Annotated in this window: 28 protein-coding genes; 5 read left to right on the top strand and 23 right to left on the bottom strand. The window is 38.5% G+C overall.

All coding sequences use genetic code 11. From position 1 onward, the window contains the following. Positions 1-30: 30 nt before the first annotated feature. The 9 genes from BUB11_RS01640 to BUB11_RS01600 all read right to left on the bottom strand — a co-directional run bounded on the left by BUB11_RS01640 (position 31) and on the right by BUB11_RS01600 (position 10,595). Positions 31-846 carry an adenylate/guanylate cyclase domain-containing protein gene (locus BUB11_RS01640; RefSeq protein WP_073027343.1) on the bottom strand — a complete coding sequence of 272 codons (816 nt, stop codon included), beginning with the start codon at positions 844-846 and terminating at the stop codon, positions 31-33. A 28-nt stretch (positions 847-874) separates the two neighbouring features. Then, the gene (locus BUB11_RS01635) at positions 875-1,474 is read right to left on the bottom strand and encodes a Pycsar system effector family protein (RefSeq protein WP_242947417.1); all 600 of its coding nucleotides are present in this window, start codon (positions 1,472-1,474) and stop codon (positions 875-877) included. Between the two features lie 16 nt (positions 1,475-1,490). Further along, positions 1,491-2,210, bottom strand: coding sequence for an adenylate/guanylate cyclase domain-containing protein (locus BUB11_RS01630; protein ID WP_073027339.1), 720 nt, complete (start codon positions 2,208-2,210; stop codon positions 1,491-1,493). A 227-nt stretch (positions 2,211-2,437) separates the two neighbouring features. Further along, positions 2,438-2,659 carry a YdbC family protein gene (locus tag BUB11_RS01625; RefSeq protein ID WP_073027337.1) on the bottom strand — a complete coding sequence of 74 codons (222 nt, stop codon included), beginning with the start codon at positions 2,657-2,659 and terminating at the stop codon, positions 2,438-2,440. Between the two features lie 14 nt (positions 2,660-2,673). Next, positions 2,674-3,399 carry a M48 family metallopeptidase gene (locus BUB11_RS01620; protein WP_073027335.1) on the bottom strand — a complete coding sequence of 242 codons (726 nt, stop codon included), beginning with the start codon at positions 3,397-3,399 and terminating at the stop codon, positions 2,674-2,676. Positions 3,400-3,409: 10 nt separating this feature from the next. Beyond that, positions 3,410-6,523, bottom strand: coding sequence for a type I restriction endonuclease subunit R (locus BUB11_RS01615; protein WP_073027333.1), 3,114 nt, complete (start codon positions 6,521-6,523; stop codon positions 3,410-3,412). 34 nt (positions 6,524-6,557) lie between these two features. Beyond that, entirely contained in the window at positions 6,558-7,766 is a 1,209-nt protein-coding gene (locus BUB11_RS27720) for a restriction endonuclease subunit S (protein WP_073027331.1), read from the bottom strand. Between the two features lie 12 nt (positions 7,767-7,778). Continuing rightward, the gene (locus tag BUB11_RS01605) at positions 7,779-9,305 is read right to left on the bottom strand and encodes a type I restriction-modification system subunit M (RefSeq protein WP_073027329.1); all 1,527 of its coding nucleotides are present in this window, start codon (positions 9,303-9,305) and stop codon (positions 7,779-7,781) included. A 480-nt stretch (positions 9,306-9,785) separates the two neighbouring features. Further along, positions 9,786-10,595 (bottom strand): FRG domain-containing protein, encoded by an 810-nt coding sequence (locus BUB11_RS01600; RefSeq protein WP_159436886.1) that lies wholly within the window; start codon positions 10,593-10,595, stop codon positions 9,786-9,788. Between the two features lie 800 nt (positions 10,596-11,395). Here BUB11_RS01600 and BUB11_RS01595 point away from each other — a divergent pair. Both BUB11_RS01595 and BUB11_RS27395 read left to right on the top strand, forming a co-directional pair. Beyond that, positions 11,396-12,244 carry a YihY/virulence factor BrkB family protein gene (locus BUB11_RS01595; RefSeq protein WP_073027325.1) on the top strand — a complete coding sequence of 283 codons (849 nt, stop codon included), beginning with the start codon at positions 11,396-11,398 and terminating at the stop codon, positions 12,242-12,244. 333 nt (positions 12,245-12,577) lie between these two features. After that, positions 12,578-12,736, top strand: coding sequence for a hypothetical protein (locus tag BUB11_RS27395; protein ID WP_159436885.1), 159 nt, complete (start codon positions 12,578-12,580; stop codon positions 12,734-12,736). 186 nt (positions 12,737-12,922) lie between these two features. Here BUB11_RS27395 and BUB11_RS01585 read toward each other — a convergent pair whose 3' ends face one another. The 4 genes from BUB11_RS01585 to BUB11_RS01570 form a co-directional block, all read right to left on the bottom strand. Further along, the gene (locus tag BUB11_RS01585; RefSeq protein WP_242947416.1) at positions 12,923-13,309 is read right to left on the bottom strand and encodes a response regulator; all 387 of its coding nucleotides are present in this window, start codon (positions 13,307-13,309) and stop codon (positions 12,923-12,925) included. 39 nt (positions 13,310-13,348) lie between these two features. Beyond that, the gene (locus BUB11_RS01580; protein ID WP_073028160.1) at positions 13,349-13,534 is read right to left on the bottom strand and encodes a hypothetical protein; all 186 of its coding nucleotides are present in this window, start codon (positions 13,532-13,534) and stop codon (positions 13,349-13,351) included. A gap of 194 nt (positions 13,535-13,728) precedes the next feature. After that, positions 13,729-14,301, bottom strand: coding sequence for a hypothetical protein (locus tag BUB11_RS01575; RefSeq protein ID WP_073027322.1), 573 nt, complete (start codon positions 14,299-14,301; stop codon positions 13,729-13,731). A gap of 22 nt (positions 14,302-14,323) precedes the next feature. Then, positions 14,324-14,890 carry a hypothetical protein gene (locus tag BUB11_RS01570; protein WP_084110120.1) on the bottom strand — a complete coding sequence of 189 codons (567 nt, stop codon included), beginning with the start codon at positions 14,888-14,890 and terminating at the stop codon, positions 14,324-14,326. Between the two features lie 205 nt (positions 14,891-15,095). Between BUB11_RS01570 and BUB11_RS01565 the strand changes: the two genes are divergently transcribed. Further along, positions 15,096-16,166, top strand: coding sequence for a DUF3231 family protein (locus tag BUB11_RS01565; protein WP_073027318.1), 1,071 nt, complete (start codon positions 15,096-15,098; stop codon positions 16,164-16,166). A 160-nt stretch (positions 16,167-16,326) separates the two neighbouring features. On the opposite strand, the gene BUB11_RS01560 is transcribed toward BUB11_RS01565, so the two are convergent. From BUB11_RS01560 to BUB11_RS28915, 4 genes are all read right to left on the bottom strand, one after another. Further along, complete coding sequence (locus tag BUB11_RS01560) at positions 16,327-17,193, bottom strand: IS3 family transposase (RefSeq protein WP_073027316.1); 867 nt, start codon at positions 17,191-17,193, stop codon at positions 16,327-16,329. 32 nt (positions 17,194-17,225) lie between these two features. Next, positions 17,226-17,906, bottom strand: coding sequence for a helix-turn-helix domain-containing protein (locus tag BUB11_RS01555; protein WP_073027314.1), 681 nt, complete (start codon positions 17,904-17,906; stop codon positions 17,226-17,228). A 7-nt stretch (positions 17,907-17,913) separates the two neighbouring features. Next, positions 17,914-19,521, bottom strand: a complete 1,608-nt coding sequence (locus BUB11_RS01550; protein WP_073027312.1) for a recombinase family protein — start codon at positions 19,519-19,521, stop codon at positions 17,914-17,916. Between the two features lie 67 nt (positions 19,522-19,588). After that, on the bottom strand, positions 19,589-19,753 hold the full coding sequence (locus BUB11_RS28915) for an SHOCT domain-containing protein (RefSeq protein ID WP_345788567.1): 165 nt from the start codon (positions 19,751-19,753) through the stop codon (positions 19,589-19,591). A 122-nt stretch (positions 19,754-19,875) separates the two neighbouring features. Here BUB11_RS28915 and BUB11_RS01545 point away from each other — a divergent pair, with 122 nt between their 5' ends. Both BUB11_RS01545 and BUB11_RS01540 read left to right on the top strand, forming a co-directional pair. Beyond that, a complete protein-coding gene (locus BUB11_RS01545) occupies positions 19,876-20,316 on the top strand; it encodes a DUF6789 family protein (protein WP_073027310.1) in 441 nt (146 codons plus the stop codon). 169 nt (positions 20,317-20,485) lie between these two features. After that, positions 20,486-20,674 carry a hypothetical protein gene (locus BUB11_RS01540; RefSeq protein ID WP_073027309.1) on the top strand — a complete coding sequence of 63 codons (189 nt, stop codon included), beginning with the start codon at positions 20,486-20,488 and terminating at the stop codon, positions 20,672-20,674. 33 nt (positions 20,675-20,707) lie between these two features. Here BUB11_RS01540 and BUB11_RS01535 read toward each other — a convergent pair whose 3' ends face one another. The 6 genes from BUB11_RS01535 to BUB11_RS26770 all read right to left on the bottom strand — a co-directional run bounded on the left by BUB11_RS01535 (position 20,708) and on the right by BUB11_RS26770 (position 23,059). Continuing rightward, on the bottom strand, positions 20,708-20,968 hold the full coding sequence (locus BUB11_RS01535; RefSeq protein WP_073027307.1) for a hypothetical protein: 261 nt from the start codon (positions 20,966-20,968) through the stop codon (positions 20,708-20,710). A 1-nt stretch (position 20,969) separates the two neighbouring features. Next, entirely contained in the window at positions 20,970-21,131 is a 162-nt protein-coding gene (locus BUB11_RS27970) for a hypothetical protein (RefSeq protein ID WP_207650018.1), read from the bottom strand. 175 nt (positions 21,132-21,306) lie between these two features. Next, complete coding sequence (locus BUB11_RS01530; RefSeq protein ID WP_073027305.1) at positions 21,307-21,690, bottom strand: hypothetical protein; 384 nt, start codon at positions 21,688-21,690, stop codon at positions 21,307-21,309. A 19-nt stretch (positions 21,691-21,709) separates the two neighbouring features. Next, on the bottom strand, positions 21,710-22,459 hold the full coding sequence (locus BUB11_RS01525; protein WP_073027304.1) for an N-acetylmuramoyl-L-alanine amidase: 750 nt from the start codon (positions 22,457-22,459) through the stop codon (positions 21,710-21,712). Between the two features lie 19 nt (positions 22,460-22,478). Next, positions 22,479-22,790, bottom strand: coding sequence for a hypothetical protein (locus tag BUB11_RS01520; protein WP_073027302.1), 312 nt, complete (start codon positions 22,788-22,790; stop codon positions 22,479-22,481). A gap of 161 nt (positions 22,791-22,951) precedes the next feature. Next, positions 22,952-23,059 carry a CD1375 family protein gene (locus BUB11_RS26770; RefSeq protein ID WP_143159016.1) on the bottom strand — a complete coding sequence of 36 codons (108 nt, stop codon included), beginning with the start codon at positions 23,057-23,059 and terminating at the stop codon, positions 22,952-22,954. Positions 23,060-23,061 lie beyond the last annotated feature (2 nt).

The raw sequence follows: 23,061 nt of genomic DNA, 5'->3' as shown, positions 1-23,061 counted from the left end.
ACAAAAAATAATTTCTTTCAAAGAGCTTTTTTATGAGAGCGGGATCATATATGATGTTTTATAGACCTTTTCAAGTCCTTTCGCAAAAGGCATTATTGTTCCTTCCCAATAACTTGTGCGGAAAGGTAAAAGAGGTGGTCTTAATGATAGAGCAGGCCCCGGAGTTAAACGAGGGAAGGTCGGGGTGAGTTGGGTTAATCCCTCATATTTATTTTGAGGTAGTAACCTTGTTTCATTTAATTTTAATTTGTTAGGAATCGACTCCCATACCTTGTTGTCAATAATAATGTTGAATGGTTTACTTGCCTGATTCCCCATTTTTGCAGCTAAATTTGTTGTAGAACTTGTCCATATTAAATCATTATTGTCTTCACCTCGAATGCCAACTCTCGAACATAATATATCGCCGAAGCTTATCCCTATACCTATGTCAAAATTTTCAATGTATCCTTTCTCACAAACAGACGGCGCAATAATGTTTCGTACTGCCCATATTAATTCCATAGCAGATGTAACAGCCCCTGTACAAGGAGAGTTGTTAGGATCAAATAAAGCCAGAAGACTATCCCCGTTAAAACTCCTGACTTCTCCGTTGTTTTTCTTAACAATTCTCAATGCACAATTTAGGAAAGCGTTTATCGTTTTTGAAGTTGTTTTTTGCCAATGAGTGTCAGCGTAAATCGATGAATTTCGAATATCTGTAAAAAGTACAGCTGTTCGAATCTTAGCAGCAGTTTCTCCTAAAGTTAGGTCACCTTTAGACGGTATGCGTTTTAAATTCGTTACTTGCAAATCATAGTCCAATATGCGTTTTATCTCTTCATAAAGTTCTTCCTTGAGCCCCATAATTTTACACTTTCTTTCTATGTAAGAATTATATCCATTGAATCGAGTGGGCCATCCATGAAGAAATGATTAGAAACAATAAACCGAGAGCAAATAGTCTATATGCTGAGTAGACACGGAATATTTTTTTTTCGCGGATATAGGAAACCTTGCAAAGTTCAATTATTAGACTTTTTAACAGGTCCTCCGAGATGGAGTCTTTTTTCAATTTCTCAAAGAGAATTTTTGCACTATGTTTAAGATGACTAGTTTTTCTTTCATACAAGCAGTCAATAAAAGATTGCTTTGGAACAATATTGTTGAGATAAAAAGGTATGTTAGCTGTTAAGTTGTCCTTTAAAATGTGTTTTTCCGGTGATGTCATAGGATTAATTGACTTAAATGCTATTAAAAGTGATGATATAAAGCTAAAAATACTTATTGTGCTAACGACCAACGTACATATTGCATAAATTGTTATGGGCAATTTGAAATGTACCAGGATAGCCTGACCCAATGGCACCTGATAGACAGACAATACTCCGGACGCAGCAATAAGTGCCCCTGCCTTAGAATCTGTAAAACGTATGGTTCCTTGTACATCTTCTAACGATTTATATAAGTACTCTAACTGTGTTTTTTTATCCAATATGTAGACCCACTTTCTAGACTGGTTTTAAAAGTTCGTAACCGGTTGATTCTCCAATTCCAAACGGATTAAATCGTAGTTTCCCTCCTTCAGAGGATGGCCATAAATTCTTTACACCTTTACTGACAATAACTTTATTAAACGCTTTTGATAGCTTGTTTGCATTGTTAATACAAACGCCAAACGCTTTAACATCAAAATTATTATCAGTGCCAATTTTTGTAACCACGACCGGGCCGTGATCTACACCAACTCCACAACTAAATTTCCATATCTTATCCTTGTCTAAAAGTGGGTTAATGACACTATTTACAACTTCTAAAAGGTGCAATCCACACAATCCAGCTTGTTGACTTGAATTATAATTAGATGTTTTTGACATTTTACCTCCAAACAAAGCCATAACGCCGTCGCCCATAAAATCTATCACATACCCCCCGTGCTGTTCAATAACGTTACATACACCAGGAAAAAATGCGTGCATTGATATGAAGGTATATTTTGGGTCCATATTTACAGCTCGATGCGTTGAATCACGGATATCGATAAATAACGGACTAAAGTTATCTTTTAAATAATCTCCAAAATCCATCTTATTCGCGCTGTATCCTGGAATAACGTCTGAAATAGCTTCAGCTCTCTCAGAAAAAGATTTACTAATAATACCAGACTTTTCTTTAGCCGTTGTATAGTACTGAAATACAAGTTTACGTGTTTCTTCAATATTGAAACTCATCTAATACATCTCCTCCCCTTTAAAAGTTCTATGATTTTCAGAAGTGTTCATTTCTTCATATAATTTGTGCTACTCACTTTTTTTGCTAACAGCAAGCAAACTTCTCATGTTATATGACAATTCTTGATATAATACTAAATTCCTCCAATTTATTGAGTAATTTTTTAAATCAAAAAAACGCTTAATTAATAAGCGTCAGATTGACAATAATCTTCTACTCAACTCTTCTAGAGACTCAACCCACTCAGAAATTCCCGTAACTTCTTTAGCTCCTCCGCTGTTAATGTAACACCCTTCCCCATCTTAGAATGATCAGGCGACCATTCCCGGATATCATACTTTGGGGCTGCATCATTCCAACTAACAAGGTTTAGTTCTTTCGACCAGCCTTTTGATGATTCTGATAGGACCCCGATTGTTTCTTTGATTTCGAATTTGATTTCTGCCATGGGTTTAACCCTCCTTATAACTGCCGCACGACTTCCTCATCCAGAATCTCTTTTCTCTGTTTCCAATCAGGCATGAGTGAAGTCATAAAATTATAAAATTCACCATCATGATTTCTGTACTTAAAATGGATCAATTCATGCAGCACAACATAGTCAATGCAATACTTGGGCGCTTTGATTAACTCATAGTTCAGAAGGAGGATATTCTTATCTTTAACACATGAGCCCCATCTTGCCTTCATCGTCCTTATCTGAATTTCAGGTTTTTTAATGCCATACTTTTCGATAATTGGATAGACGCGTTCTAGGCTCATTTTGAAGTTAAGACCAGCTTTTTCCCTGAACCAATCATTCATAAGCTTTTCTTTTCGATTATAATTCTTTCTGTCCTTAACGTAGAGATAGATGAACCCCTGGAAATACTTTACGTACTCATCAGAGTCCCGTTCTTCCACTTTAAGTCGATATTGCTTTCCTAAGTATTTAAAAGATTCACCACTCACAAAGTCTTTCTTTGTTGAATTCTCCGGCTGAACATCTTTAAAATAACTGACGTTTTTAAGTATCCAAGGAGCCTTCTCCTTCACAAAATTAAGAACAAACTCTAATGGTACGTTTTCATTTGCTGAAACGACAATGGTCATGTCCGGTTTAACGTTAAGATTGAGATTCTTAACATTTTTTCTTTGGAGTTCAAATTCGATCTCTTTCTCACCAAACTTTATCGTATGCTTTTCCATGATGCGTCTCCTAATACCTTCTAAGTGCAACGGTTTTAACAGCCTCAATGATCCTATCTATTTGTTTATAAGTCAACTCGGGGAAATGCTTCTTTTTCAGAAGGTAAAGTAAACCATCTATTTCCTGCGATATTCTTTTATGTACGTCAGGATTATCGTGCCAATCTACTTTGCAATGTTTTCCGATGATGAGATCCATATCGACCGCAAGTTCAGCTAGAATATCAGTTTTATCTGTGACATCAATATTCTCTGAAATAATTTCTTTTGTCACCCCATAGAATGCCTGTGCATGAAAGTTATGTTTGATCTTTTCCGGATAGGATGCCCCTGAATATCCTTTTCTATAGTCATCCTTAACTTTATGCATTCTTGCAAGGTAGTCGGCTTCAGAGATGCGTTTTTCTCTGTAATCTCTAATAATTTCCTCAATTCGCTCAGAGAATTTCTTGTAAAATATGGGGTTTTCGTCCCATTTCGAATTAATGCTCTTTGTCATTCTCGTTCTAATAGCGTCCGCTTTTGCCCTTGGGGAACCGAGTCTCATGATCTCTTCTTCAAATTCTTCTTCGTTCAGGATGTCTACAGGTGCAGTGATTTGAATGACGTCTTCTGCCGCGATATAAGTATCCATGATATTTCTCATTTTGGCTTCATACTCTTTGTGATCAATCGTGTCGGAATATCTTATTTTTACAGCAGCTCTAAGTTCTTGGTAGAATTTAAGTTCTTTTTTATAGTGGGCAAGATCTTTATCACCAATAGCATTATAGACATGCTCTGATTCTAGGGCAACACCTAAATACTTGCCAAACTGACTCAGTTCATTATAAAAATCATTTCTAATGCCTTCATCGGCAAGAATCAGTTCATACTCCTCTTTGTCATCTCTATTTTTTACATTCTTAAAGATAGCTACCATATTCGAGTATGCCTGACGCAATAAACCGACGGTGCTGATAACATCTACTAGAGCACCTGCAATATCTTCCCCATCAAAGTTTTCAAGGCCAGCGCCAGAGTATGTTTTCATTGCTGAGTCCAGTTCTTCGATAAGCCCTCGATAATCCACGATAAGACCAAAGTCTTTGCCTTCATACAGCCTATTGACTCTAGCAATAGCTTGTAGAAGTGAATGTTCTTTCATGGGCTTATCCACGTAAAGAACAGAGGCCCTTGGCGCATCAAATCCTGTTAAGAGCTTGTCCACTACGATAAGAATATCAATTTCAGTACCATCTACGAATTCGCTTTTAACGTGTTCTTCATATTTCTGTGGATCTGAGTATCCAGCCATCATTTTGTTCCAGTATTTAAGCACTCTGTCTTTTGGTTCTTCGTCTACTTCTTCATAGCCTTCCCGCTGATCGGGGGGTGATATAACAACCGCAGTATTGATATCGCCAAATTCTTCAAAGGCTTCTTGATAACGTATAGCATCAAACTTAGAACTTGTTGCCAGCATAGCCGTGTACTGGGCATTTTCAGTTTTATAAAACTTCATAAAATGAACGTAGATATCATCTGCAATGAGCCTGATTCTTTGTTCCGATGAAGCGATTGCTTCAAATTTACTCCATTTCTTTTTCAATTCTTCAGCTTGCTTTTCGTTTAAATTGCGGGTTATCATCTCAATACGTTTATCAATGGCACTACGGTTAACAGTCTGTTCAACCAGCCTGCCTTCATATAAAAGCGGCACAATTGCCCCATCCTCTACGCCATCTTTAATGGTGTATTTATGAATCATTCTACTACCAAATTTATTGAGAGTGGTTTTATCCTTTTTCATAAGTGGTGTCCCAGTAAAGCCTATATAGCATGCATTGGGAAAGACCCTTTTCATTTTGATATGAAGTTCCCCATACTGTGTTCTATGGGATTCATCGATGAGCACAAATATATTCTTTGATTTAACAGGCTCTTGGTGTTTTGACGCAGTATCGAACTTATGTACAAGGGATGTAATGATGTCCGCTCCATTGCTGTTGATCAGGTCGACCAAGTTGCGACCGCTAGAAGCTCTTTCAGCTTTTAGCCTGGAGTGATTAAAGGTTTTATGGATCTGGCTGTCGAGTTCAATACGGTCTGTAATGACGAGTACCTGAGGGTGCACCTCAGCCATCTCGGAGAGGATATAGCGCGCAAGCATGACCATAGTCAGTGACTTACCTGAACCCTGAGTATGCCAAATAACCCCTGATTGGCGGTTTCCGTTCTTGTCTGTTTCTTTGATCGTTTTGATGATTTCCTTGATTGCGAAGTACTGTTGATAGCGCGCGATCTTCTTGACGTTTTTATCAAACAGGGTGAAGAAGCGCATCATTTCTACAATTCTTCTTGGATGGAAAAGGGCGACGATGTTTTTATCCTGAATGGTTGGAATTCTTCCAACAACCACTTTTTTCAGTTCTCCTTCGAACCATTTGTATTCTTCAGATTCCTCTTTCCAGAAGGACCAGAATTTCTTAGGCGTTCCCGCAGTGGCATACTGTGTCTCATTCTTGTTCGTAGCCATAACAATTTGGACAAATTTAAAAAGCTGCGGAGCATACTCCTTGCTTTGGTTTCGCAACATTTGACTGATCCCTTGGGCAATGGATATCGAAGCTTTTTTGCATTCTATCACTCCAAAGGGAATGCCGTTAATGAACAGTACCAGATCAGGCCTTATCGTTCCCTGACCATCTTCTCTTTCCACACTGAATTCTTCGACTACATGGAAAACATTGTTCTCTGGATCCTCCCAATCAATATAATTAATATTAAAGGATCTGGTTCCATCCATTTCTGACAGTTTTTCTGGATAACTGCGGCCAAGATGTAAAGAGTCATAAATCTTCTCATTAGTTTTAATCAGACCGTCTGTTAAAGCTTCGTCGAGGTCGAGCATGGCTTGTTGAATGCTCTTCTCTGAGAATTTATAATGTTTCCCTATATATTCAAAATTGTTAATAGACTTCAATTGATCATATAAAATATCTTTTAGGATGACATTGTAGAGAGTGCTCCGCATAGTTTCTGCTTTTTCCGGTGGTAAAACAATATAGCCTAATTTACTTAGAACCTCTAAAGCTGGAATCTGGGATATATTTATTTCATCGTAGTCTTTCGCTCTGCTCAAAGATACACCTCGCTTCTATGTGTATATATGACCCTTAACTCTGTACTCTGACGATACCCGTTAATAGGAGTTTCATTAAGCCTTTTTTCTGTATCTTAAGGGTTTCAAGTTCATTTACTAGTAAAGCTATTTCTTCTGTTAGACAGTCCAATATCTGAACTATTTTATTCTGCTCATTAATATCAGAAGGGATATAAATCTTCTCTCCTAAATACAACTTTAAATTGAATGTCATCTTTTCTATATGAACGCCATAACTCGATCTAAGGGCTTTTCTGTACATCACAGGAAGATTACTTAGATAATGATAAAATCTTATGTTAAATTTTTTAGATTCCCTTGAGTTTAAAATTATATATGATCCTGAAACATAATATCCTTCAAAATCTTTTTTCACTTCGCTTAGGGCACCATGAACCACTTGCATTTTTGAAATAAGGAAATCGCCCTCTTTTATCGGCGTTAAGTTTTTTGTAGCAATCTTATATCCATATAACGAGTCTCTATGGAACAAACCTTCAGATCGTCTTCTAACACTTACGAGATCATAAAGCTTATCATCCTCCCATTTTTCTATTCTATTTACCTCTTCAACTAAATCTCCAATTCGTACTTCCTTCCACTCCCCCTCAAACCCCGGCATCCTCACTTCACTAGTTAATAGCTTCTTCATCAGCCCACTTTTTTGGTATTTCTTCTCTTCGATGAGTTGCTCTTTAAGTTCTATGGCTTTGTCCCAAGTTGAGAGGATTATCGAGATCTTTTCTTGTTCGGGGATAGGTGGTATTGCAACTTTAAATGAATGAACATCATTCCTATTTAAAGTTGGCACTCCCGTGCCCGCTGAAAATTTATTTAAATCTATAAAAGTCAGTAAGTAGTAAATGAATTTAGGAAAATTCCCTTTGAAATCCGTAACCCATAAACTAGTATTATGAGGCCAAAATTTCTCTTCGACATAAAACACCTTTCCGATCGTTCCAGACCTTCCAGTAATTACCCCAGGTCCTTTTACCTTGAACTCTGAGTGACTTCTCAATATTCCATTGGAATAACACACTGGATAATGGCCTTCGTTAACACTATCAACTGTTAAATCAAACCCTCTTTGTAAAGGACATGTATCAACTATTTTATTTAAAATCCAGTCTTCTGGGATAATAGCACTATCAATTAACTTGTATCCTTCTGGAAAACTCTTATTTTTTATCCGCTCAATTCTTTCTTTTATCTTCTCATTCAAAATTCCATCCCCCTACAACCCAAGATCCTTTAGAAACATAAACATCTTAGCTTCAACCTCAGCAAGCTCTGATTTAATACTAGTGATCTTTTCAGCTATTTTTTCCATATCCACCGTGTCTTCTTCTTCGAAAGTATCAACATACCTTGTAATGTTGAGATTATAGTTATTTTCTTTTATTTCATCTATTGTCGCAACATAAGCAAATTTCTCAACTGTTTCATGCTTTTCATATGCATCCACAATTCTTTGAAGATCCTCCTCTCTTAACTTGTTCTGATTCTTACCTTTTTCATAGAATCCATCTGCCGATGAATCGATAAAGAGTACGTCTTTTTGATCTCTATTTTGTTTAAATACTAAGACACATGCAGGTATACCCGTTCCAAAGAATAGGTTAGCTGGTAGTCCAATAACAGCATCAAGTAAATTCATATCTATGATTTGTTGTCTGATCCTACCTTCACTCGCTCCTCTAAATAGAACACCATGAGGTAGAACAACAGCCATTCTGCCACCTTCTGCTAAGGAATGAAGCATATGAAGGACAAATGCAAAATCTCCTTTTGATATTGGTGGCACTCCCCAGCTAAATCTTTTATAGGGATCAAGTGATTCTTCCATTTTGAATTCCCTGTCATCACCTTCACCTGCAAAACCCATTGCCCATTTATCTAAAGAAAATGGTGGGTTTGCTACGACTACTTGGAATTTCATCAGTTTGTCATTCTCAATGTGAAGTGGGTTAGCAATTGTGTCGCCCCAAGCAATCTTCGCGTCATCAATATCATGTAAGAACATATTCATTCTGCAAAGCGATTGCGTTTGACCGTTTCTTTCTTGACCATAAATTTGAGCTTTACCAGAAGGAATTTTATTAAATGCTCTAATAAGAAGTGACCCTGATCCACAAGTAGGATCATAGATACGATCATTTTCTTCTGGTTTAACTAGTCTGGATAATAGCTCTGATACTTCTGAGGGCGTGAAAAATTCGCCGCCCTTCTTCCCGGCATCTGATGCAAAATTAGCGATCATATATTCATAGGCATTACCGATAACGTCTTCTTCGATTAGCCTCGATGGTCTAAGATCTAGGTCTTTGAAATCTTCAAGTAAATGCTTAAGCATGGAATTACGTTCTTTCGTATTGCCAAGAATTGATTCGGAATTAAAGTCAATGTTCTTAAACACACCTCTAAGTTTTGTTTTGTTTTCTTCTTCCACATGAGCTAAAGCTTTATTGATGGTTTCTCCAATATCAGGTTGATTTCTTTTATCATAGATATAATCAAAGGTCGATATTTCATCAAGGACAAATCGATTATAGCTCATTTGTCTTTGAACCATTTCTTCATCATTGTTGTATTTATCCATAAGTTCTTCTTTATGTTCTTTATAGATGTCGCTTACATATTTAATGAACAACATTACCAGGACGTAGTCTTTATAAGTCGAAGAATCGATCTTTCCTCTGAAGGTATCGCAAGCTCTCCATAATGTTCCATTTACTTCTTCTTGTGTATATTTTTCTATCATGATTCCAAATCCTCCTATTTCGTCAGTACCAACCTTGCCATTATACCATGACCCATGGACATTTTTCCGAAGTCAATATTTGTTGATTGAGGCTTCTACTCCCTCAAATTATTCCGCTCTAACATTTCTATATTTCCGTACACACCATGACCCGATAAAAAAATATTCTATTCTACGTCCCGCCCATATCTAGTCTTTCACTCAGCCCTGATATAGCAGCACTACTACGTACTCTAATGGACTGGATTCGAACTTTCCTTAGTAGAGATACTAGCTACCTATACATATACGAACGTAACGTTTCGTGGGATAGCCACCCTCCGAGGGGCTACCCAAGATATATGCATCGAGCATGGTTTGACTGCGAGACGGGTGTGTGGAGAGCTTGCGGTACGTCTACTTACGCCGCTAAATCAGGGACCTTTCTTGGATCACAGTTCAAATTGGCAGTCTTTTAGGCCTTAAACATTAAGGCTATTTTTAATATGAAGGAACTGCAAGCATAGTATTACAGTGATAGGATGACCCTTGCAAATCAGGAAACAAAGAGAGATGGTTAACATTCATACGGTTTAATAGAGAAAGAATCTTTCTAGTATTTTTAATATCCTTATATGGAATTATAAATTTTATTAAAATCTCATAATCTTCGAAACCGGAAAACTTTTCTTCGACCCATGCTTCTACATCACTTGATACTGGTATTTTTGTAAATAGTCCACCCTGACTGACCAATCTTGGATTCCCATCAAATAAAGAATCAATCACTTTTAAGGACATTTCTTCACTTAAATCCATTTTTTCGTTTTTTTCTAAGGTACTATATTTATGCAATGCAAAAATTGCGAAACTCTTTTCATTAAACCCATTATCAATTGTATTTGGATAGATAAGTGGTACGTTATTAACAGCGAAAAATGCAGCGAAAAAAGGGGAATTTGTCCAGTCTAATAAAGGTGTGGCCAAGCCATAATGTTGACCCAATGCCCAACACTCATCCTCCAATAACTTAGAAGATGAAAATTCGCATCTTCCTCTGATGGAATATCTAAAATTATCCAAATGTTTCACTCTTAATAAAGGCCTATCTGTCCTATTGAATTTTTTAAGTAATCTATCTAAACTAGATTCGAGTAGCCAGTCGCTTTTTTCCTGCCCTCTCCATATATACTGTTTTGAGTATGTAACGAAGTGCTTATTAATGAAATTACTAAAATCTTCCCATGATTTCATGTTATATGTTACACAACCATTCACTACATCAATATCAGAATAAGGTGATCGTCTCATGACTCCTCCATTCATTGGCTTTCTAATCGCCCAAATTATTCCTCTCTAATATTTCTGCATTTTTCCCTCATATCCTTCCGCGATAGCAAAAATAATCCAATTAAATACAAAGAAGCTAGACCGTTCATAAAAAACGACCTAGCAAATATATTTCCCCGTACACCTCTAACTCCAAAAAGACTATATCCCTTCTTAAACCCGCTCATACCAGGGCTTTCATAAATCACACATATAGCACTATTATCGTCTCCACGTGCCCTGTCCGTATAAAAGAGCTATAAATCACTAAAACCCAGCTATACATATGCAAGGGTCTGAGCTTGTCATATAATTAGATCTAGAACATATCCTGTAGGGGGAGGAGTGATAGTATGTTCGTGAATATTTTTATGATTTGTCTGAGTTCATCTCTGATCGGTCTCATCATTTCATTTTTGAGAGGTAAAGGATTTATCGTCTTATTAGGTTGTTCAGTTCCTTTAATACTCTTTATTGGCGTTTGGGCATTATCTCTATTAATACCATCTTTTTTAATGTCAGCACTTACATTTACAGATACAAATTTATTGTACTATATCACAATAGTCTTGCTTTTAATTGCATTGCTTACAGGTTTTATGTACTTCAGAACGTCTAGAAACAATTCATAATTAATAACTTCTTGAACATTTCTCGCTTTCTCATCAGTCCTATTAAGAACGGATGTTCTCACAAAACCATTTAAAGATGCTCAAATGATACTCTTCCCTTCCAATTCAATTCAACTTAACATTATCGCATGGGAAGGGGCCATAATATAAATGTATTTCTATTTCAATTTAATACCTTTAGGAAAATTTATACGGCGTCTCGTAAGCTCAATCATCAAACATAATATCGCTGCCTTGGCTGCCGTCATTGCCTTTTTCGGACTTTCCGCTATGATTCCCTTGGCTCTTCTGCTTATATATGGCGCTTCATTTTTCATTCCGAATACATCAGTGCAAAATTTCTTGTCAGATATTGTTCAATCCTATGTACCCATCCTGCCAGATGCCAAATTCAACATTGTGAAAAACGTGTCAAGGTTGATCGCGGTGGGTTCGGACCAGGTAGGCATAGTTGGACTGATAGGCTTGCTGTGGAGTACTATGGGCGGATTTGTCTCATTTCAGCAGATTCTTGATATGATATGGGAAAGCCGGAACCGGCGTTCATTTGTCAGGCAATACCTAGTGGGCTTTAGTATGCTCGGAATACTATTGTCTTTGACCATCATTACATCATTAGCAGCAACGGTATCACTTGACTTAATACAAAGAATTTTCATGAGAGGCAACATAACATTTTGGCTAGCACTTTTTCATGACATCTCTCGTATGTCATTTCCGTTACTATTATTTTTGACTTGCTATTTTTGTTATCGATTTTTGCCAACGTCACATACATTCCGAAATTCCTATCTTTTGATTGGCGCCTTGGTTTCGACAATTGGAATATACCTCTCTCGGGAAGTGTTCGCTTGGTATTCGCTGAACTTAGGACATTACGCAATCATCTATGGGAGTCTGGCTTTCATTATGCTGTTTACTTTCTGGGTCTATATCGTCTGCATAATTATATTGTTTGGGGCAGAGGTGGCTGTAGCATTAAGAGCTGTTGGGGAATAATTGAAAAAATATCGATGTAACGATGTATTCTGTACCGTAGGTTACAAACACATTCATAGGCAATTTAGACCCTTCAATCACATGTGAGGTCTAAATTGCCTATGTAGATAGCCGAAATGCAACCGCGACCTACTCTTTTTATCCAGGTAGGCGGCATACTATATATTTTCATTCTGATTACCCTTGGATTGTCACGCCTACAACTCTAGGGGCATATACGTATAGAAATCCTTTTAGTAATAATGAGGCACCTAGTTTGAATATATCGCTGCGTATTATATGAAAAAACTATGCGGTATCACTAATTATGGATACATAAAGGGAGTGAATAATATGAGACTTAATAAGAGAAACCTGGGTATGCCATTGTTTTGCATCTGGCTCATCATGACAGGTCTGGTGCAATTAGTGAGCGTTCCAATACCTGCCCTTGGCACGATATTAGCCCTGCTCGCTATTGCTTCCGGTGCTTTAATCCTTCTTGATAGATAAGCTGCTCGGTTTTATCTTTCCGTTGAACGCACAACCCACTCTTCAACCCAAAAACAAAATGCGCTGGTGTGAGAATTTTGGTATGCTACCCCCAGATGAAATGACCCCAAAAAACTGTTCGTTCTGGGGGTAGCATACCAATTCTCAGCCAACGCATTAATTATTCCAATTAAAAAGATGCTGGATTTATAGAGCATTATGATATTCACTTTTATTCATTAAGCCTCTTATAAGTATACCAACTTCTTCTAGGTCAAACGGTTTAATTATAAAGTATTTAAACAGTCTTTCTTCAAGTGCTTTTTTTATCTCGATGGAATCATAGTATGCACTCATTATTACTACTATTGTTTCTGGTGCTAATTCTCTTAATTTAGCTAGTGTTTCCATACCTCCTAATCCAGGCATCCTTAGATCAAGTAACACCAGACTAGGTTTTTCCTCCATAACAAGTTGTAACGCCAATAATCCGTTAGAAGCTTCCGTTACACTAAAACCTTCTTGTTGCAAAAATACACACATAAGTCGGCGTATACCATTATGATCATCAACAACTAAAATAGTATTATTCACAATAATGATCCCCCTCCTCACAATGGAATTTACAATTCGCTATTCTTCGGCTGTTAATTGATTCACAAGCTCAGTTACGATCTTTTCCAAATTATCTACCTCGTTCAATATAACAATTGAATGATCAATTTTATTATTTATCTTATCCAGTTGTATGAATCCTTTGAGAACTGTTAGTTGGTCAATTAACTTGTCACAAATTCTTAATCTTTGATCTCTTCTCATATTGTACTCCTTCTGTGTAAAAGTCATAAACCCTCTTTTAAATAGATTGAGTTGAGATATTTGATTATATCTCCTGCAATCTACAAATTTTACACTCATCATATGACAATTACAATAGAATTTAGAACAAAATTGCATAATCACACAATATAAAGATCTTCCATTCTAATAGGAAGATCTTTGTGTGATTCTTTTTATTGCCAGAAAATAGGTTCTGCTTCTTTATTTACAACATCCTCAAAGTTATTAGGCAATGAGGATGTCGATTTTTTCTTTGCGGTATCTGCTATAACTCGACGTTCGTTAAATAGTGATTTATCTCCAAATGCAACTATGCTCCAAGAAGCCACAAGCCCAGTAACAATATGTGTTAAAGCATACGACAGATTACTATTGCTATCTTTAGGTGCAACTTTATTATGATCAAAACCACTTAATAAAGCATTTATAGTCGCTCCAAAAGCCGACGCTGAAACTACTCCTTTTACTGCCCATTTATTCAATCCGACTTTGGTAAACATCCAGACCATAAATATACCATTTAATAAATTTAATCCCATAGTCATCCAAGCGCCTAATAATTGTCCATTCCATTTCCCAGCCTGCCTACGACTATTTACCCACACACCAGCAGCTGTTGTCCAGTAAGAACGTTTAGAGATTCCATTTTTAACAGAGGCATAATCAAATATAGATTGAACTATAAAAACTAGCCCCCCAGCAAGGATACCTAACAACATACGGTCTTTTGTTTTTGGAATGTTCATAGTCTACACCTCTCCTTTGTGCTCATTGAGTATAATGCGGTGTTTCTGTTTCACGATAACTTGAAGTCTCCTCCATAAATTTCGGTGTAGGTCGCGAGGATAGGTTCGCTTTTTCTAGCATTGTAGTTTCTTCAAACATAGTAGGATCTCCTAGATTCACAATTGCATAGGACGTTACTGCTCCATATATCGCATTAGCTATCAACGATACATAAAAACTTGCAGTCCTATGCATTTTCACATGAAATAATCCTAGACTCTGACCTACATTATTTAATGTTCCCCAGATGATTGCCCCAAAGGAAAACCCCTTGATAAGATAATGATCTTTACCACTAAATTTCAGCATAAGAAAATTTAATGTACCTAACAAACCTCCAGTAAGCATGTGATAGATTTGACCAATTAAAAAGTTCTCTTTACGTTTAGTTCTGCTCCCTAGCATTAGGATTGATCCAGCTAAACTGCCATACATGAATTCTGTCTTTTTACTTTTCCAGAAAGGGAAATTAAACACGTCCATAGCAATCGTACCTATTATTCCAGAAAAGAAGGAGAGTATTACCCAATCCTTGATTCTATGTTTCAATTCCATTGCCTCCTTTGATTATTATTCTAGTATGTGTTAGTAAATAATTAATATCCACCGAAACTACTGTAAGATCTTCTGCCGTTTGTAAACAATCTGGGAAAAGATCATCGCTATTATTAGTCGTTGAATAGAGAAACCTGAAGAATATATCAAATCAAAGAGTAAATAATAGTAAGTAGATTATAATAATGGGGGTTCGATTATGAACGACTTACAACAACAATATAATCAAGGTAATACCGAGCAGGTTCCTTTTGGAGCTGTACAACACAATTTGGCAGATATTTTACCGACAGCTTCTGAGGTTGGGAACCTTTGGACGAGTTACATGGCTGAATCGATGTCTGTGTGTTTTCTCAAATATTATGTCGCTAAGTCTAAAGACCCCGATATTCACGCTGTCTTACAACGCGCAGTTGACGTCTCAACCCAACGGGTAAGCACAATGCAGGCCATCTATAATTCAATTCAACATCCTATCCCTGAAGCCTATGGTGAAAGGGATGTCGATATCAATGCTAAACAGTTGTTTTCCGAGTCGTTTACACTTAAATATACTCGACTTATGCACAAGTTCATCTTAATAAATTATAGTAAATCCTTAGCTGCGTCCTCTCGTTCTGATTTTCGCAGTTATTATTCCGGAGCCCTAGATACTTCTCAGGAGGTCCATCAAAAAGCAACGGAGGTATTAATTGCAAAAGGGTTGTTGCTAAAAGCCCCCTCCATTGTGACTCCAGACAGGGTAGATTTTGTGCATAACAAAGATTATCTAGGTAATATTTTAGGTCTTGGAAATCAACGACCTCTTAATGCCATGGAAATTGGTAATTTAGTCACAGTGATGGAAACGAAGGAGTTATTGAAAGCCTTGAATTTGGGTTATGGCCAAGTAGTTAAGTCTGAGAAGGTAAAGCGTTTTATATCCCAAGCGAAACAAACTGCTGATCAACAACTAAAGAAACTTGGTTCTTATTTAGAGGATGAAGATTTACCTCAGCCGACCATATCCTCCAATTTAGTGACCCAGTCTACGGAATCTCCACATAGTGACAAATTAATAACAGCTCACGTCACCGTAGCAATAGCGACCATTGTTGCTGAATACGGACTTTCAGCACCCTATACCGCGAGAAAAGATTTAGCATCTACCTTCGCTAAGTTATCAGCTGAGGTTCTTGTTTTAGCAAAGGACGGAGCAGAATTAATGATTGAAAGTGGATGGCTAGAGAAAATTCCAGAAACCGCTAACCGTAAAGAATTAATGAACTAGTTGAGGATTTCCTCCACCCTCATCCCGCTCTTCAATTCAAAAATAAAATGCGATGGTGTGAGAATTTCTATTTTTGGTGTGCACCCCGTCAAGAGGACAATGAAAAAATAGAACGAAGTTTGCTGAATTGCTACCCGTTTAAAAAGCGGGTAGCAATTCTTTATGCGGCCTTTACGTACTGCATATGGAACTCCATCGGTGTCATAATATACAAGCGGCGCTGTAAACGCCGATTATTATAATAGAAGATGTAATCAGCAATGGCTTGAACAAGATGCTCCCGGTTGGTGAATTTGTACCCGTAATACCTCTCGCGTTTCAGGATACCCCAAAAGCCTTCCATCGGTCCATTATCAATGCAGTGAGCCACTCTGGACATGCTTTGCTTCATTTTTGCGGCCTGCAGTTTCGAGTGAAAAATGCGGCTTGTATACTGATACCCCCTGTCCGAATGAAACAGTGGATGTGCTTCAGGATGGGCGGCTACGGCAGCATCAAAGGTATCGAAAACGAGTCTGTTATCGTTGCGATCACCAATGGCATAGGCGACAATGCGCCGATCATACAGGTCCAGGATGGCGCTCAAATATACTTTGTGGACTTCCGGCCCTACGTAGTATTTGAACTCTGTCACGTCGGTCAACCATTTCGAGTTTGGCGCGTCTGAGTGAAACTGACGTAACAGATAATTCTTCGCTATGTATTCCGGCGATGCCGCGTTCCTGGTGCAACCGTGCCTTTTGTATTTAATGGTTGATTTAATATGAAGGGCACGGTTGATCCGAAGGACACGTTTATCATTCACATGAACGTCGTGTCGCCTGTCCAGCTCATCCCGTATTCTGCGGTATCCCATATCAGGATGCTCTTTGTGGATTTTCTCAACAACGTCTGCAATTCGTTCGTTCTCCAACTCGCGGTTGCTCTTCGGATGCGTCAGCCATCGATAATAGGCTGACCGGGTAATGTGCAAAAAGGCACAGAGCTTCCATACCGCAAATGACCGATCCTCAGATAATAGTTTCACTGCTTCATAGGCCGACTGATACCTTACGAAGCTCAGTGTCGCCTCCTCTCCAATTCCTTCACTTTTTTTAACAGTGCATTCTCCATTTCTAGATCAAAGTTTTCCCGTTCAAGCTGAGCTATCCGGTCTCTCAGTTCTTCCTCAGGTGTTCGGCTCGGCAGTGTTCCGGCGCGGTGTCCTCGCCGATCTTCTAATCCCGATTCTCCCATCTCACGGTATTTCTTCGTCCACGTATAGACCTGCTGATATGAAACCTGGTACTTGAGTGCTATCCCTCCATAATCGTTTCCCTTGGATATACACTCTTTTACAATCTGTATCCGCTCTTGTCCAGTCGTATCTCGGCCTTTCGTCATTCGGCTTCCTCCTGTCTGTATTCGGAAATCCTTATGACGATTATACCCCTTCAGCCAATGCTCAAGCACCCTTTTATCTCTGACCCCGTATCTCTCACAGATCTCCCATTTCGACCCTTTTCCTGCCAGATAATCCAGAACAGCTGAGAGCTTGGTCTCTTTTGCATATCTTTTGTTGTGTTCCTTCGGCAGAAATCCTGATGGTCCATCTGTTTTGTATCGGAAAAGCCACTTCCTGAATGTTTCATCAGATACGCCTGCTTCCTGATATGCTGACGTATATCCTATTTTCCCCGAGAGATACAATTCTACTATTCGTATCATCTCTTCTACTGGTATTTTTCTTTGTTGTGGCATAACATAATTACCCCCAGACTGAACAGTTTTTTATTTCACTGTCCTGTCTGAGGGTAGCATACCATTTCTCAACCATCGCATTAAATATTTCTTCGTCAAACTCTTCAAGTAGTGAATCCCTGCTGTTTATAGCATCTAGGATTTCGTCAAACCTCTGTTTCAACCCATCTTTTGATTCAATTACCCTTTCATGCTCCAACCTTTTCTTTCGTACTTCCTCCAGATCTTCAGATATGCTTCTATACTCCTCATTATAGACCTCTGAATCAATGCTGTTATTCACCTGAAACCGGATAAGCCTCTTTAACTCATTTTTCAACTTTTCAATCCTATTATCCAAAGTTTCGGTTTCATTACCTTCTGGTCTTTGCAAAATAATCATTTCGATATTCTCAGTCAACGTTTTTATAAAACTTTGCTTGTTTTCATAAATTCCGTTGAATGTCCGTACAAATGCATCCATCAAAACACTTTCATCGACGGCTTTGGCTTTACAGGCATCCTTACCGTCCATTATGTAAGTTTTGCATTGCCATACAACCTTCTTTGATGTATTCGTGCTGTTCCATTGCCTTCTTTTAAATATATTCCCACAGTCACCGCAAAAAACTTTGGCGCTAAAAGGATATTTGTTACTATATTTATGCCTGTCCCCAACTAAATTACCCCTGAGCAAGGCTCTTCGTTCCTTCTCATCCTGAACCTTGTCGAATATCTCCTTGTCTATGATCGGCAGGTGGTTTTCATCGATCATATACTTTGGTGACTGGCCTTTATTGGGGGTGCGTTTGTGTGTGAGGAAATTAACGGTTATGGTTTTCTGCAGAAGTGCGGCTCCATGATATTTCTCATTTTCCAGCATCCCGCTTATGGTTGAATCCCACCATTTATCCTTTCCAGTGATCGTTTTAATTTTATCCTTCGTTAACCCTTTGGCGATTGCATTGTAACTTTTCCCTTCAAGGTATTCCCTGAACACCCTGCGAACCAGTTCTGCTTGTTCTTCATTTATAACCAGTTCCCCATCCTCATTTTTATCATAGCCGAGAAATCTTGTGGTATTGACGAGCACCCTCCCACTTTCAAATTGTCTAAGTATACCCCACTTTGTAACATCCGATTGATTTCTACTGCTATCTTGTGCCATCCCGCTAAGAATGGTAAGCAAAAGTTCACCACCAGAACCAAGAGTATCAATATTTTCTGTTTCGAAGTAAACGGCGATTCCTTTGTCTTTTAGCTTCCTTACAAAATGTAGGCAGTCCTCGGTATTTCGAGCAAACCTTGAGATTGATTTCGTAATTATCATGTCGATATTACCAGCCATACACTCTTTGATCATTCTTAGAAATTCAGTTCTCTTTGTTGTCGTCGTTCCTGAGATTCCATCATCCGCAAAGATATCGACCAGATCCCAATCTGTTCTTTTACCAATAGTATCAGTATAGTGCTGTACCTGTGATTCGAAGCTCGTTTCCTGCTCTTTCAAATCGGTGCTGACCCTGCAATAAGCGGCCACCCTTTTCTTTGCCCCCAAGGCGAATCCTTTAACCACCTCGACTGGTTTCACCGGAATGACCGTAACAACCTTTTTGACCGCTGCATTTGAAGCCATAAAGTCCCCTCTCATTTTCCTTTATATTCCTTTTGTGGTGACATGATATAATTGCTTGAGACACTAATCAAGTCAAAAAAGACCTTTTATTCTTATTGTCTATGGCCGTAAATTCTTCTTCGTTAATCAGATTCTTAGATTTAAGCATCTGCAATATATGCAAACTCATCAGATAATTAATCAATTGATTTCTCCTCCCAAAATAAAAAGGCTCACCTTGCGGCAAGCCCATTAACTCTAATGAACGACGTTGAACGTAACCCTGCATTTATATCGGATATAATTTCCCAGGATTGGATAATCTAATTTTTATGGAGTTTGATGGACTTACCAGTAATTTAAAGGAGGATAAGGATGAAAGACAGGACATATTATGGTTTATTTGCAGGATTTATTGCAGGTATACTTCAGGCAATATTAAATTTGATATCATATTATTTTAACTTTGCGCAAATACGCATATTAGACTGGATGGCCATAATTATATTTGGCGACAAGCCCATGGATAGCTTGCAAACGGTCATCGCTTTAGTGGCTCGAATTTTTTTTGCGGGAATGTTAGGCATCGTGTTTGCACACCTCATGAAATACTTAAATGACGAGCATTATTTGCTTAAGGGTTGGATTTACGGGATTCTCGTTATGGGACTTCTTTATGGAGTAACAAGTTTATTACAAGTTCCGCAATTAATCTATACGCACACTTATACAGTCATTTCTGACTTTGTAACTTCATCGGTGTTCGGCTTAGTATTGGCAGAATCCTTGAAACGCTTACTTCGCGAGAGGGTATAAATTTGTAGTAAGTCGAGGCGCACCTCGCGGCAAGCCTATTAAATAGACACACATTATTATAGAAGGAAAGTTAATATAACAAACTGGGAAAAGCGAACTTAAGTATCTTTCATAACCCTAATATATGATTGGATATACTATATATAGACTTTTTAAAAGGGGTGGAACCATGAAACTTAATCCAATACAAACGTTAATTTTGACTGTTCAATTGATAGGCATTGCTTTTAACTTCTATGCCATTTACGTAAAAAAAGTTGCAGATTCTGGCGGCCATATTTTTGCGATCTTCATCTTACTGACAATTATGACTCTAAGCTTTATATCCTGGAAGCAAACTAACACCCAAAAACCATAATATATGATACTTCAACAATTTAGGGTAATCCTATTACATGCGATACAAAAACCACTGACATACTGGAACGATATATTTCAGTTCAAAACTCTTCATGCAGCCATTAATCACTCCACGACAACCAAAAATTAGTTCACGACTACCTTCAGACTTTTGCTCATTACGGGTCAATATTTTATCGATATGCACCACAATTGTCTCCCCGTCTTCCATAATCCTATATCTCTCTGGACGTATTATTCCCTCTCTGGAGTGGGTTGTAATCGCCTCGATGGGCTTCATAAGTATCTTCATATTAACCGCACTTTGCCCAGTCTCCGGTAATGCATTCGGTGCATCCTCCAGATCGAATGAGTTTGTTTTGGCACACAGGACATTGGTTATGAGCAATTAACCAAGATTCACAGGGCTCCATGCAATAAGCCTGTCGGGAACATTCTTCACAAACATCTTTCATTACGCCAGCCTCCTTAGTACATATATTCTATTATTAATAGAACTAGTGTTCTTATTATAGACATTCTCTGTAAAAATATCAATGAGAATATCTACCTTAAAATGAGTATATCAGCCCTCTCGGACAAATCGGTGAGGGCTGATATACTTAAACTTTTGGTTCCCACACCTACTTTTTATTGTCCTGTTGAAACGATCGGTACTTCATCTACCACCATTTTTGATTCAGAAACGTTCAACTTACCAAGCTCGAGTTTAACCAGAGTCTTGACTATATCGAGTATGGACTCAATCGGAAGATTCTTTCCGAAAGGAGTTTTAGACAATTCCGTTTGAATAATATTGGTGAAGGACTGGGCTATATCTTCGATCGGAAATCCCTTAACTGGTTGTTGTCTGGCATCAACGTAGCCTTGTCCAAGAATGTATGACGCAGAAACGATGACCAGATAGAGCACATCCTCAGTTGGCATGCCTAACTTGGCTATGGAATTAATCAAAACCAAGATCGTGGCAGCGACGAAGGCCCACAGTTTACGAGATTTCAATTTGTCAGACATAACTTATTCCCCTTTCTAATTAGCCCAAATACTTCGCCACTGCAGCGGCTGTTTGATATTTGTCATTGCCCGAGAGTAGCACTTCATTGGGATGCTTGGTTGTGGGTCCCCCGATAACAATTAACTGCTTAGCACTCATGGCCTCTGCAGGGACTGAACCAGCTGAACGCACGAATATGGCGCAGTTTCCATTCTTTGAAGCTACATCAACACCAGCCCAGAAATCATCCTTCGTGAACAATAAAACAGCTACTTTCAACACATCATTTCCTCCTTGCAGATCCTTTAATAATCTGTCCCAAGGAAATCCGGTTCCAGGACAATTCGCCTTATTAACAGAGTCAATTCGATAGTGGCCGATTATATTATCCCTTGTCACTGGTATGCCTAACGTCCCGACTAGCCACCGATGTAAAGCTAGTGTCGCTTGGTACTGCGCCTCCGGCATTACGTCCCCGCTGTATCCCTCATGTTCGATTGAAATTGTATAGTAATTCGGGTTGACCCCAGAGATAAGAAGAGGCCAAGCCGGTTTATTAACACCGCCATTGGCCCACGCTGGGTTTTTCAGGTCTACATATTGATGAATTTTGCCGTTCTTACCTACGCCGAAGTGCGAGCTTACTTTGCTGGCAGGATTTGCGAACCAGGAGTCTGTACCCGCCAAGGTCCCCGCCATGATGTGATCCACGATGGCTATGAATTTATAACCTTTGGTGGTGCTGAAATGCGGTGACCCCTTCCAGCTAATATTGGGTTTAGTATCCATAATGGACACCCCTTTCTAGTTATTTAATGAGCATGCTCCACAAAATACCGACGATATTTGATACTGCGATCACCAAAACGATCCCCTTTATAACTTCATAATTTTTGGTTGGTTTCTCTTTTATGGTTGTGACATCCATTGTTATTTCTTTCGTTGCTGCCTTTAAATCGGCTAAAGATTCAAGGATTTTTTCTACATTACTCTCAGTTCTTATATTGGATTTTTCTATCAACAACATATTGTGAGAATGGTCTTTACCGTTAGCTTTTAAATCCGCTATATCCATTTCAATCCGATTTAGTCTTACGCCCGTGCTGCTGCATTCGTCCACCTAATGTCCTCCCTTTTGCCAATACAGCTCGTGGGACTCACCTCATTTGTTGGGCTCACCTAATAGCTACTGTAAAAAGCCACCAGTACCACCACATGGTCAAAACCCCTTCCGCTGCTACCCATGTATATCTAAAAAGGGTGGCATAAAAATAACACCCTTTACGGCGTCTGCTCGATAAGCGCTTGAACTTCTGCCCTGTATTTAGCTGGGACTTGCTCGAGGGTTCGTCTGCCATCTTTAATCAATTTGCAATACATTTCTGCCATAA

The organism is Desulfosporosinus lacus DSM 15449 (assembly GCF_900129935.1).
Lineage (GTDB): Bacteria > Bacillota > Desulfitobacteriia > Desulfitobacteriales > Desulfitobacteriaceae > Desulfosporosinus > Desulfosporosinus lacus.
Note: the sequence above shows the minus strand (reverse complement) of the source record. Positions and strands in the feature narration are given on the sequence as shown.